Origin of the sequence: Sutterella sp. AM11-39 (genome assembly GCF_003472385.1) — a bacterium.
In the GTDB taxonomy this organism is placed as follows: Bacteria; Pseudomonadota; Gammaproteobacteria; order Burkholderiales; family Burkholderiaceae_F; genus Duodenibacillus; species Duodenibacillus intestinigallinarum.
The window spans coordinates 46,642-58,951 of record NZ_QRLV01000010.1; the positions used below are offsets into that span (position 1 = coordinate 46,642).

12 protein-coding genes are annotated in these 12,310 nt (G+C 56.6%); 7 read left to right on the forward strand and 5 right to left on the reverse strand.

The genetic code is table 11. The features are described from left to right. Positions 1-35: 35 nt before the first annotated feature. On the reverse strand, positions 36-764 hold the full coding sequence (locus DW133_RS08315) for an amino acid ABC transporter ATP-binding protein (RefSeq protein WP_199588862.1): 729 nt from the start codon (positions 762-764) through the stop codon (positions 36-38). A 563-nt stretch (positions 765-1,327) separates the two neighbouring features. On the opposite strand from DW133_RS08315, the gene DW133_RS08320 reads away from it, so the two are divergent. Continuing rightward, positions 1,328-3,589, forward strand: coding sequence for a patatin-like phospholipase family protein (locus DW133_RS08320; protein ID WP_118276190.1), 2,262 nt, complete (start codon positions 1,328-1,330; stop codon positions 3,587-3,589). A 10-nt stretch (positions 3,590-3,599) separates the two neighbouring features. Here the strand turns inward: DW133_RS08320 and DW133_RS08325 are convergent, their stop codons facing one another. Genes DW133_RS08325 through DW133_RS08335 form a run of 3 tightly spaced genes read right to left on the reverse strand, consistent with a single transcriptional unit; the run spans position 3,600 to position 7,308 of the window. Further along, entirely contained in the window at positions 3,600-4,340 is a 741-nt protein-coding gene (locus DW133_RS08325) for a HesA/MoeB/ThiF family protein (RefSeq protein WP_118276191.1), read from the reverse strand. Continuing rightward, positions 4,340-5,920: a S41 family peptidase gene (locus DW133_RS08330; RefSeq protein WP_118276192.1), complete on the reverse strand. Its 1,581-nt coding sequence runs from the start codon at positions 5,918-5,920 to the stop codon at positions 4,340-4,342. The genes DW133_RS08325 and DW133_RS08330 overlap by 1 nt, the downstream gene beginning before the upstream one ends. A gap of 50 nt (positions 5,921-5,970) precedes the next feature. Further along, on the reverse strand, positions 5,971-7,308 hold the full coding sequence (locus tag DW133_RS08335) for a murein hydrolase activator EnvC (protein ID WP_158571166.1): 1,338 nt from the start codon (positions 7,306-7,308) through the stop codon (positions 5,971-5,973). A 273-nt stretch (positions 7,309-7,581) separates the two neighbouring features. Between DW133_RS08335 and DW133_RS08340 the strand changes: the two genes are divergently transcribed. The 6 genes from DW133_RS08340 to DW133_RS08365 all read left to right on the forward strand — a co-directional run bounded on the left by DW133_RS08340 (position 7,582) and on the right by DW133_RS08365 (position 11,622). After that, positions 7,582-7,983, forward strand: coding sequence for a rhodanese-like domain-containing protein (locus tag DW133_RS08340; protein ID WP_118276194.1), 402 nt, complete (start codon positions 7,582-7,584; stop codon positions 7,981-7,983). 54 nt (positions 7,984-8,037) lie between these two features. Beyond that, entirely contained in the window at positions 8,038-8,580 is a 543-nt protein-coding gene (gene secB / locus DW133_RS08345; protein WP_118276219.1) for a protein-export chaperone SecB, read from the forward strand. A gap of 211 nt (positions 8,581-8,791) precedes the next feature. Then, entirely contained in the window at positions 8,792-9,466 is a 675-nt protein-coding gene (locus DW133_RS08350; protein WP_118276195.1) for a response regulator, read from the forward strand. A gap of 48 nt (positions 9,467-9,514) precedes the next feature. Continuing rightward, positions 9,515-10,030 carry a hypothetical protein gene (locus tag DW133_RS08355; RefSeq protein WP_118276220.1) on the forward strand — a complete coding sequence of 172 codons (516 nt, stop codon included), beginning with the start codon at positions 9,515-9,517 and terminating at the stop codon, positions 10,028-10,030. A 19-nt stretch (positions 10,031-10,049) separates the two neighbouring features. Further along, a complete protein-coding gene (locus DW133_RS08360; RefSeq protein ID WP_118276196.1) occupies positions 10,050-10,571 on the forward strand; it encodes a hypothetical protein in 522 nt (173 codons plus the stop codon). Between the two features lie 46 nt (positions 10,572-10,617). Then, positions 10,618-11,622: a toprim domain-containing protein gene (locus tag DW133_RS08365; protein ID WP_158571167.1), complete on the forward strand. Its 1,005-nt coding sequence runs from the start codon at positions 10,618-10,620 to the stop codon at positions 11,620-11,622. On the opposite strand, the gene DW133_RS08370 is transcribed toward DW133_RS08365, so the two are convergent. After that, complete coding sequence (locus DW133_RS08370; protein WP_118276198.1) at positions 11,591-12,277, reverse strand: LexA family transcriptional regulator; 687 nt, start codon at positions 12,275-12,277, stop codon at positions 11,591-11,593. The genes DW133_RS08365 and DW133_RS08370 overlap by 32 nt on opposite strands. Positions 12,278-12,310 lie beyond the last annotated feature (33 nt).

Consider the following 12,310-nt stretch of genomic DNA (forward strand, 5'->3'; position numbering starts at 1 on the left):
TTTCTGCTTTGGTTTGCAAAAAGCGAAGGCTTCGCTCAGTGCGAGAGAATCTTGGAGAGGAACTGCTGGGCGCGTTCCGAACGCGGAGAGCTGAAGAACTCCTCTTTCTTGGCATCTTCGAGGATTTCGCCGGCTTCCATGAAGATCACGCGATCGGCCACCTTGCGGGCAAAGCCCATTTCGTGCGTCACCACCATCATGGTCATGCCTTCACGGGCGAGTTCCACCATCACGTCAAGCACTTCGTTAATCATTTCCGGGTCGAGAGCCGACGTCGGTTCGTCAAAGAGCATGCAGACCGGATCCATGGCAAGAGCGCGAGCGATGGCCACACGCTGCTGCTGGCCGCCCGAGAGCTGGCCGGGGAATTTGGGAGCGTGCTTGAGGAGCCCCACGCGGTCGAGAAGCGCCAGACCGCGTTCCGTGGCTTCTTCACGGGAACGGCCGAGTACCTTCATCTGAGCGAGTGTCAGATTGTCGGTAATGGACAGATGCGGGAAGAGTTCGAAGTGCTGGAACACCATGCCGACGTGGCTGCGCAACTTGGGCAGATCGGTCTTGGGATCGCCCACGTTGATGCCGTTGATGAGCACTTCACCCTGCTGGAACGGTTCCAGGGCGTTGACGGTCTTGATGAGCGTGGACTTGCCGGAGCCGGAGGGGCCGCAGACGACCACCACTTCGCCTTTTTCTACGGACGTGGAGCAGTTCTTCAGAACTTGGAAGGAACCGTACCACTTGCTCACATTTTTGATTTCAATCATCGCCATAGGAAAAAGGCCTCTTTTTGCGGTTGTTTTCGAAAAAACTGCTTGTCTTTCAAGCGTAGCGTTTAATTGTAAGGTATTGCGGAAAAACGCGTCGACTCTTTTACAACCCAATTTGTGTTGACCGGGTGTGAAGACTGATGCCTCCGGTGGCCATCAATGCGACATGGACAGTAAACGGCCTTAAGGATCTTGAAAAAAGAAACGTCACTTTCGGTGAAGTAGCTAATGGCGGTGTCGAGGCCGTCGAGATTGACCATCACAAACCATCTCAAGCACATGCAGCAGGCCGTTTTGTTGGAAGCTGCCGAACTGAGCAAAGGCCCCTCGCTCAAGATCTGAGGCGAAATGTTCAAAGCGATTGCCGACAGTCGGAAGGTGACGCAAGATAGAATCGAACAATCTTCAGGTATCTTTGGCACCATAGAACATAACCAATTTCAGAATCCACAATCGAGGAAAATCGGCGTGAATCCGTGGTCATTGACAGTCATGTTGCGGCTTGACCGATCCCGTGCGGCATCGGTCCGGGACATTGTTGTGTCTAAAGGGGAGCCGGCATGACGAAGCGACTCGGGTTTTCTTTGAAGCTCGCGCTATTTGCGCTGTTGTCGACGACGATCGTCGGTGCCGATGCGGTGTATGCGGCTCCGACGCAGCAGGCACGAGCCGAAAGACCTAGATTGGGTCTGGTGCTTTCCGGCGGAGGCGCGCGCGGTTTTGCACATATCGGGGCGCTGAAGGCGCTCGAAGAGCTTCGCGTGCGTTTTGACGTGATCACCGGCACGAGTATGGGCTCGATGGTGGGCGGCGCGTATGCGGCGGGCTACAGCGCCAAGCAGATTGAGGACATCACGCTTGCTGTTGACTGGCCTCGTATGTTTGCGCCGCGTCCGGATCGCAATCGTATGGACTGGCAGGGTAAAGACAACGACCGTAGAGGCCTGGGACCTACTGAAATCGGCGTCACGAAGGACGGATTGCGCTTCTCAGGACAGCTAGTCCCTTCGCAGGAGCTCGACATCTTCCTGCAGCGCTCCACGCAGCCTTTCAACAGTGTCTACGATCTCTCCGAACTGGACATTCCGTTTGCGGCCGTCGCTACGGATCTGGAAAGCGGGCAAAGGGTGGTGCTGCAAAAAGAAATCTCGTTGGCGCAGGCCATGCGTTGCTCAATGTCTGTGCCGGGGGCATTTCGACCGGCCGAGTACAAGGGCCGAGTCTTGGTTGACGGCGGTCTGATCGACAACCTGCCGATTGATCTGGCTCGGGATATGGGCGCAGAACGCGTGGTGGCGATTAACGTCGGCACACCTTTGGGTAAGCGCGATGACATTAAAGGCGTGTTGGGTGTCATGGCGCAGGTGGTCAACATTCTGACCGAGCAGAATGTGCGCAAGTCCAAGGAGTCCATCCGACCGGGAGATATCTACATAGAACCTGATCTGGGGGGACTGACTTCCGGCGACTTCATGAAGTCGCGCGACATTATCGAAATCGGCTACAAGGCTGTGATGGACAATAAGGAGCTCTTTGCGCCCTACATCGAAGACGAATACGACTACCGGTTCTATTTGAGCGCCCGCTACGAAAAGACGCTTGTCGATGGTGAGCATAACGTTTCCGAAGTGAAAGTTGCGGGACTCGAGCACGTTAATCCCGAGCATGTGCTGGCGACAATTGATATTGACACCGACAAGCCCGTGAGCAACGAACAGGCGGCGGAGGCCGCACGCGACATCTGGGCCGAAGGCGACTTTCAGAGCGTGCCGTTTCGTTTTGAACCTGGCCCGAACGGCACGGAAGTGCTGGTGTTTGAACCCGAGGAAAAGACGGTGGGCTACTCCCGTCTGATGTTTGGCGGCAACGTGCAGTCTGACTTTCAGTCGTCCAACACCTTTAACGTGGTGCTGTCGCATACCTGGGGATGGCTCAACAAATGGGGCGGTGAATGGCGTAACGAAATTCAGCTCGGTGAAGTCAAGCGATTTCTTTCCGAATTTCACCAGCCTTTGGGCGTGGGCGGACGCTGGTTTTTGATGCCGCGCGTGAGCTACCAGTGGGAGCCGTTTGATCTTTATGTCGGCGACAGCGACACGCCGGTGGGCGAGTTCCGAACCGAGACGTTCGAAGCGGGCATGTTCCTGGGGTATGAATTTCCGAGGCTCGGCCGCATCTCCGCGGGTGCCGGCTGGTACGACAGTCGCATCAAGACGGAAACGTTCATCACAGATCTGAAATACACCGAAGATTCGTCGTTTGTGTCTCTGCGCGCCAATTTCGATACGCTCGATGATGCGAGCTTCCCGCGCAGAGGTTTTTACTTCGACGGTTCGGTGACCTATGACTTCAATCCGCAGGGTTCGATTGGAGAGCCGGACTCCAACACGCGCTACGAGGTCAAGGCCGCCATTCCGCTTCAGCTCGGTGAACGCACGACGGCTTTGGTGAGCGGCAGAGCTGCTGCGGCAAGCGAGGTCGGAAACTACAACATGGGAGGCGTTTTTAATCTTTCCGGTTCGCCTTACGGACGTTATTCGGGTGATCGGCTGGCATTCGGCCGCGTGATGATCTATCACGACGTGAGCCGCACCATGCGCGAACTGCGCATGCCGATCTATCTAGGCGGCACGTTTGAAATCGGGCGCGTTTGGAACGGCACGATCACCGAGGTGATCGGGGATCAGGGAACGCCGTGGCGTAAGGCTGCAAGCTTGTACATCGCAAGCGACACCTGGCTCGGTCCTATGTATCTGGTCGCGGGCAGAACGTTCGGCGAAAGCTCGTCTCTGACGTTCTACTGGGGGCGTCTGCTCTGGTAAGAAGCGTCAGTCAGCGATACTTGGCACACACCGGGCAATCGGGGTCGCTCGCGAGCTTCATGCGTGTGAATTCCCACGACAGCGTATCGAGTATCAGAAGACTTCCGACGGAAACGGGCGTGAGTCCTGCCGCAATCTTGAGGGCCTCTTCGGCGGCCATCATGCCGGCAATGGACGTAACCGGTGCCATGACGCCCGTTTGCGAGGCCTTGACGTCGGTGGCGTCGTCTTCAGGAAAAGTGCACTGATAGCACGCAGGATTACCGTTGCGGAAGTCGAAGACTGCCAATTGCACGCTGTAGCGCACGGAAGAAGCCGAAATCAGCACCTTTCGCAACGCTTTGGCCGCGCGGTTGGAGGCGTGGCGCGTGCGGAAGTTGTCCGAAGCGTCAATGATGATGTCGCAGTCTCGGGCGAGATCGAGGAGTTTGGCTTCGTCAACGAAGTCCCTGACGACTTTGACCGGAACGTCGGGATTGACGGCGTGCAGGGCGAGGGCTGCGCTTTGCGCCTTGTTCATGCCGATGCGCTCGGGCGTGTGCAGGATTTGCCGCGGCAGATTGGAAAGATCCACGGCGTCGGCGTCGGCAATCGTGAGCGAGGCCACGCCGCTTTCAACAAGCGCCAAGGCTGCGGGACAGCCCACGCCGCCCGCGCCGATGATGAATACGCGGCTGGCGGCAATGCGCGACTGCCCCTCAGGGCCGATTTCCTTCAGAAAAACGTGACGGCTGTAGCGATCGTCGGTCATTACTTCTTTTCGGTTTCGGTCGTGTTCTTGCTCTGAGCCTTGTTTTGCTTCTTGTCTTTGGCCGCTTGTTCAGCCTTCTTCTTGTCGCGATCGGCCTTGAGCTTAGCCTGCGTTTCCTCGTGCGTGACGACATGCTCACCCTTTAGAAACGCCTTGGCCTGTTGCAGCGGGAAGTCTTTTTCGTCGCCGAACATGTAGCGAAGCTTGGGCATCGTGGTCTCTTCTTCGTCCACGAATTCTTCAGCGGCTTTCTTGTTCTTGTCTTTTTGGACGGCCGACTTGTCGTCCTTCTTGACTTCAGGCTTGTCGCCGTTTTTCTGCTCGACCTTCTTTTCCTCCTTCACTTCAAGGTGATGTGCGAGTTCTGCCTCGCGAATCGAGAAGGAGGGATAGTTGCCTTCGGGGGTGTCGTCAACGGCGATGTCGGGCGTGATGCCCGTGGCCTGAATCGTGCGGCCTGAGGGCGTGTAGTAGCGGGCCGTCGTGATTTTGACGCCGGTGGTCTGATCCTTCTTCATGCGGATCGGGATGATGGTCTGGACGCTGCCTTTGCCGAAGCTGCGCGTACCCATGATGGTGGCGCGCTTGTGGTCCTGAAGGGCGCCCGCCACAATTTCCGAAGCGGAGGCCGAGGCCGAGTTGATGAGTACGACAACAGGCACCGTCTTGGTGATTTCAGGCAGGTGCGAGATGTTGTCCTGACTGGACTTGCCGGTGGCATAGTCCTTTTCAACCGCGTTGAACTTGCGCTCGTCTTCCGGATTGCGTCCGCGAGTGGAAACGACGAGGCTTCCCGGTTTGATGAAGGCGGCAGACACGCCGATAGCCGAATTGAGAAGTCCGCCCGAGTTGTTGCGAAGATCAAGTACCACGCCCTTGAGCGGCTTTTCCTTGTTGAGCTTCATGAGCGCGTCGGCCACGTCGGTTGCCGTGCGTTCCTGAAACTGCGAGATGCGGATGTAGGCCAGGCCGTCGCCCAAGGACTTGGACTTCACCGACTGAATCTTGATGATGTCGCGCATGAGCTTGATGACGATGGGCTTGGCCACCCCCTTGCGGGCAATGGTAAGTGTGATCGAGGTCTTGGGTTTGCCGCGCATGAGCTTGACGTTTTCGTTGAGGCTCAGGTCGGCCGTGGATTTTCCGTCAATCTTGACGATCAGGTCGCCAGCCATGACGCCGGCCTTGGCCGCGGGCGTATCGTCAATTGGATTGACAACGCGCACGCCTTGCGCATCCTTGGTGACTTCCAGGCCGAGACCGCCGAATTCGCCCATCGTGGACTCTTCCATGTCCTTGAAGGCGTTGAAGTCGAGATAGGACGAGTGAGGGTCAAGCCCCTCAACCATGCCTCGAATGGCGTTTTCAATCAGGTCTTTGCTTGGCACTTCATCGACGTAGTAATTCTTGATGGTGCCGAAAATGTCCGCAAAGAGGCCGATTTCTTCAAGAGGAATGCTTTCTTCGGCTTGTTCCTGCTCCTGAGGCTGAACGTCGGCGGCAAGAACGGAACCGCCGAAGAGTGTTCCGGCGGCCAGAAGAAAGGCAAAAGCGGTGCCTTTGAGTCGTTGAGAGGTCATGTTAAAGCTTTCCAATGGCTGGCATTGAGTGCGGCGATCCGCTGCGCTTCTTAGTTTTTGGCGATCCAGCGCGACGGATCAAAGGGTTTGCCTTTGTAACGGAGCTCAAAGTATAAGCCAGGGGCATCTTCGCCACCCGAGCTTCCGACGCTGGCAATTGTTTCGCCTTGTTTAACGGAGTCGCCCACGCTCTTATAAAGCGTTTCGTTATTGGCGTAGACCGAAAGGTAGTTGGAGCCGTGATCCACGATCAGCAGGTTGCCGAAGCCGCGCATCCAGTCGGAAAACACGACGGTGCCGGGGCCGGCGGCAACGACGTCCTGACCTTGTTTGGCGCGAATCAGCAGGCCGCGCCAGGCAAGCGTGGAGGCCGCGCCTTCGCGTTTTTGGCCGAATTTGGCCACGATCTTGCCCTTGGTGGGCATGGTGAGCTTGCCGCGAAGCTTGCCGAAGTTGCCGGTGGTCGGCGCCACAGTAGTGCGGCGCGGATCGGGTTTGGCGACTTTTGCAGTCTGTGTTTTCTTAGACTCTTTGCGTTTTGCCGCGGCTTTTTCCTGTTCGCGTCGTTTGGCGGCGGCAAGCGCTTCTTTCTTGGCGCGTTCGCGCGCGGCTGCGGCGGCAATCTGTTTGTCGATGTCGGCAATCAGGTTGGTGAGCTGCCGATCGTTCTTGACGAGCTGCTCATAACGGGCTTTTTGAGTGCTGAGCTCTTTTTTGAGTTGGGCAAAGGCACTTTCGCGGCGTGTCTTTTCCCGCTCGAGTTCCGATCGGTTTTTCTGCTCGGCGCTTTCAATGCGAATCAGTTCCTGCTGCGTTTCGTTCGTCTTTGCCGTGACGATTTCGATGTTCTTGCGGCGATTGGCAAGACGATCGATGGTACGGTCCTGTTCTCTGGCCATGTACTGCAGGATGGCCGACATGCGTGCAATGTCGTTGGGGTTATTGCCGACCAAAGCTGTTTGCCACGGGTGGCGGCGCGAGTTGACGAACTGCGCCTGACTGATGCTGGCGATGAGGTCTTCTGCTTCCGAGACGTGCAGGCTCACGATGCCGGCCTCTCGCTTTAGGTCTTCAAGCTGATTTTCAACATCTTGCTTTTTGTCGCCGAGTTCCTTGAGCGTTCGGTTGCTTTGCGAAATGGCCTTTTCGGAGGCGGCGAGTTCGCCGTTGACCTTGTCCAGACTCGCTTCCTTTTCGGAGATGTCCTTTTTGATGGACGAAATTTGCCCTTTAAGCGAGCGCTGTTCCTTTTGCAGAGAGCTCTTTTTTTGCTTGGACTGGGAGCTCGACTGCTTGGCGGGCGCAGCCGTTGCCTGAACGACGGGCGCGGCCAGCCCTGCGGCAAAGACCGCAATCACGAACAGTTTGGCAGGAAGCGCGAAGAGCATGAAAGGCAAACGCAAAAAGAAAGCAGGCAACACAAACGCTCGCCGCCACGCACAACGCATCGCCGCGAGGTGTCCTCAATTGTAGAGGAAGCGCCTTTCAAGCGGGCTTTTGGAGAGTACAAGCTTTTCGCCGCAAGTCTTTATAATCCGTTGCTCATGTTTAACGGCTTGCGGCAAAGCTTGAAAAGTCGGGCCCCCGTCCCCATATCCCAATGAAGCGGCCTTTTCGGAAGGTCCGGGCAAGTCATTTGAAAGAAACAGGAACTTACGGCTGTGAACCAATTTCTGATCGACAACATCCTGCTTTTGGTCATCATTCTGGTCTGCGTGGTGACGTTGGCAACTCCCTACATCAATCGCCGCCGCTTTGCGGAACTCGACAACGCCTCGGCCACCGATCTCATCAATCACAAGGGCGCCCAGATCATTGACCTGCGCGACCCGAGCGAATTCAAGAAGGAATGCATCGCCCGCTCGGTCAATATTCCGGCTGACCGCATTCATTACGAACTTGACAAGCTCGACAAGACCAAGCCCATCTTGCTCGTTGACGAAGATGGCAAGCGCGCCCGCATGGCTTCGCCCCTGCTGCGCGGTGTGGGCTGCAAGCAGGTCTACATTCTGCAGGGCGGTCTGAACGCATGGCGCCGTTCCGGCACGCCGTTTAGCCGCTAAGAAACGATTTTTTCTTTTTATCACTCAAGAAACCCATTGACGGAGTCAGCCAAAATGGCAGAAGAAAACCGCACGGAAAATACTGAAGGTCAGGCTCAGCAGGCTCAGGACAAGAACGAACCGTTCTTCCAGCTCGTCCGCTGCTACATGAAGGATGCGTCGCTCGAAATGCCGCACGCACCCGAAATCTTCATGACCACGCCCGAAGAGCAGCCCAACGTTGACATTCAGTTCGAAGTGTCCCAGCGCGCGCTTCAGATCCCCAACACGTACGAAGTGGTGGTGCGCGGCACGATCACTGTGTCCGTGAAGGGGCAGGCCATGTTCCTCGTTGAAGGCAAGCAGGCCGGTATTTTCGAAATCCGCGGCATCCCGCAGGAAGGCGTGCACCACATTCTCAACGTGCTGTGCGCGAGCACCATCTACCCGTACTTGCGCGCCAACTTGGCCGACCTCATCAACCGTACGGGGCTGCCGCCGGTGCACCTGCCCGAAGTCAACTTCGAAGGCCTCTATCAGCAGCGCATGGCGCAGCAGGCTCAGAAGCAGGCCGAAGCAGCCGCCGCTGCTCCCGCCGCTCCCGAAGCCAACGCCTAATCTCTTGTTCGAAACTGCGGACCTGCGGGTCCGCTTCGATCGCAAGCCGTCGCCGGATTGTCTTGTCCGCCGGCGGTTTTTTATTTGATTTGCGGATAATCCGCAACCTAAGTTATCCATACCCATCAAAAATGCGCTAACCTCGGGAATTGATTTTCGTCTGACATCGGAGTCGGCGATCTGGCATTTAACCGATTGGCCTTTTTAACGTATGACTGCAGAAGAAACCGCAAAAAAAATCCGCATTGCGCTCATTGACGACCACACGCTGTTTCGCAGCGGCTTAAAGGCGCTGCTGACGCGACAGAGCGATTTTGAAATCGTGGGCGAAGCTGCCGACGGCCTTGAAGGCGTCAAGTTAGTCGAGCAAATTAAGCCCGACATCGTTCTGCTTGATCTGGATATGCCCACGATGAGCGGCAATGAGGCGCTCGCACAAATTCTTGAAACCGATCCTTCGATGAAGGTGCTGATGCTCACGGTGAGCGAAGACGGCGACGATCTGGCCGAGTGCATGCGTCTCGGCGCAGTCGGCTATCTGCTTAAGAAGATCGATGCCGACTTCCTGTTGCAGAGTATTCGGCATGCCGTGGCGGGAGATTCGGTTATTTCGCCGGAAATGACCAGTAAGCTCGTGATGAAGCTTCGCAACGACACGTATCGCGCCAGCTCGGCGAGCGCTGACATCGAGTCGCTTACGCCTCGCGAACGTCAGACGCTGGCCTGGCTTGCCCGCGGCGTTTCCAACAAGGAAATCGCCCGTACGCTGGATCTGGCCGAATCGACGGTTAAAGTGCATGTGCAGAGCGTGCTTCGCAAGCTCAACATCAAGAGCCGTGTGCAGGCGGCCGTATTTGCCGTGGAGCACCATCTCGACAAGCTTTAAGCGGTCTTTTGATCGTTTGCTTGCCTCCTTTGTTTGAAAGGAGAAAAAATGAGCAAGGTTTTCAAATTGAAGACGGCGTGCTTTGCCGTTGCATTGAGCGTTGTCGGCGTATTGGCCGGCTGTGCGCATCCTCAGCTCGTCAGCATGGGCGAGACGCAGCAGGAGGTCATCGCCTATCTGGGTGAACCGGCGGCACAGACCCCGATGCCCGACGGTACTGTGCGACTGACCTACAGCGGCCAGCCCTTTGGACAGGATGCTTGGTGGCTTTTCATCGGTAAGGACGGCAAAGTTGTTTCGCGCGAACAGGGGTTGCAGGAGAAGTACTTCAATATGCTCACTCCGGGCAAGTCCACCGAGGCCGATGTATGGGCTCTGTGGGGTAAATGCGCGCAGAAGTACGAGTTTCCGCTCGTCAACCAGCACGCCTGGATGTACCGCTACAAAGCTCCCGGCGGATTCGACATGGCCGTGTGGCCGCAGTTTGACGTCAACGGCGTGATGCAGTCGCTTGAGGTGACGCTCGATCCCTGGGTTCTCAACGACGGCGACAGTTTCGATTAATCGTTGAAGGCTGCTGAAAATGCGAATCAAGTTTGTGTCGAAAGCGGCGGCGCTTGCTGCAGCGTTCGGCGCGGTTGTCGTGTTGGGCGGTTGCGCGCACCCGCAGCTCGTCGAGATGGGACAGACGCAGGAAGACGTCATCGCTTATCTGGGTGAACCGCAGGCCAAGACGGCCATGCCCGACGGCACGGTGCGCTTAACCTACAGTGTGCAGCCCTTCGGGCAGGAAGTCTGGTGGCTCTTTGTTGATCAAAGCGGCAAAGTTGTTTCGCGCGAACAGGGGCTGCAGGAGAAGTACTTCAATATGCTCACACCGGGCAAGTCCACTGAAGCCGACGTGTGGGCCATGTGGGGCAAGTGTGCTCAAAAGTATGAGTTCAATCTTGTCGACGAGCACGCCTGGATGTATCGCTTCCGCGACAAGGGCGGCTTTGACATGGCCGTGTGGCCGCAGTTTGACGTCAACGGCGTCATGCAGTCCATCGAAGTCACCGAAGATCCCTGGAAAAACAACGACCGCAACAATTTCATGAGTTTCTAGTCTGCATCCCTTGATGCGGCTGCTTACTTTCGAAAGCCTGTTTAGCATGACGACATCTGCCGCCACGCCTCTGACTTTGCGAACCGATTCTGCCGTGCGTGCTGCCAAGGGACGTTGGCCGGCCATTTTTGCCTCCTGCGGAATGGATGGCTCCCACTTTGTCAAGCAGGGGCGTCCGTGCCCTGTGTGCGGCGGAACCGATCGCTTTTCCTTTACCGATCGATGGGGGCGAGGCAACTTTATCTGCCGCGGCTGCGGGTCGGGCGACGGTTTTGATCTGATTTCGCGCTACTGTCAGTGCGGTTTTATTGAAGCTCTGGAAGTGGTGGAGCGTTTTTGCGGCATTTCTTGGCAGGGCGAAAAAGCCGATGCTCGCGTGGAACTGACGCAGGCGCAGATCAAGGAAAAGGAGCAGGCACGCGAGCGCATGAAGCTTTGGAGTCAGGCTCATCCCATTGTGCCCGGTGATCCGGTTTGGACCTACTTGGCCGGTCGAGGACTCACGCCGAGTTGTGCCGGTTTGGAAGTGCGCTACCATCCGGCTCTTTCCTATAACCACGAGGACGGTACGGTCACGCAGCATCCGGCGATGCTCTCGCGCGTGATTGATCGGCACGGCGTGGTGATCAATTTGCACCGAACCTACTTGGATGAGAAAGGTGCGAAAGCGGATCTTCCGAAACCGAAAAAGTTGATGTCAGGGGCTGCCAAAGGCGGAGCAGTACATTTCGGAGGCGAGGTCGGAGATGTGCTCGGGCTTGCCGAAGGCATTGAGACGGCGATTGCGGTACATCAGAAGCGAAGCATCCCGGTTTGGGCGACGCTAGGTTGTACGAACATGCACGATTTCATGGGTATTCCCTCCGGAGTCAAGCGTCTGTTGGTGTTTGCGGACAACGATGCCAAATTTGCGGGGCAGGCGGCCGCTTATGCGCTGGCGCACCGCCTTGCGACATCAACTTCAATGGAGGTGACCGTCCTGGTGCCGCCTATAGTCGGCACCGACTGGCTTGATGAACTTATTGGCCGGGCAGGAAGCCGGTTTCGTTGAGCGGATGGTTTTCAATGAACGGTCGGATGCTGTGCGTCACCACGCCCAGACATTGCCACCGGTTCTCGTCCCACGGAAACAGATCTTCAAAAACTTCGTCCGTCGTGGTCTCTGCCTTCAGACAGGGACATTTGATCTTGACGTCGTATGCGAGACGTCGAAGAAGCGTTTTGTCGCCGATTTGAACGACGACGATGTCATCGGTGACGGGCGTGCGCTTGCTGTCGATCAGAACGGAGTCGCCGTGCGCAATGCCGGCGGCATCCATGGCATTGCCGTTGACGGTTACGACAAACGTCGATTGATTGTTATGCAACGGTAGTTGGGTGAGGCTTATTTTTGTGGGTTCAATCTCAACGTCTGATGCGCTTTGGGCCCTGATGCGGCGGATGTCCGAATCCTTGGTCGGTTCGATGCAGTTTTCCAAGGCCTGCATGTTGGTTTGGGTTTGCATAATCAGCGTGCGGATCCATCGAGAACCGCCGCGGTTGACGAAGGTGCTTCTTTGCTCTTCCGATACGCGAATGACGATGTGGCGGTTGTAAGGAACGCCTTCGATCGGCTTGCGGCCGGAACCGGGGCGATGGCCGCCGCGGCCTGAAGTTTTTTTGACGGGATCTGTCTGAGTCTGTTTCTTTGCTTCTTGCAGAGACATTGCCGAACTTGGGAAAAAAGAACCAAAAAACGA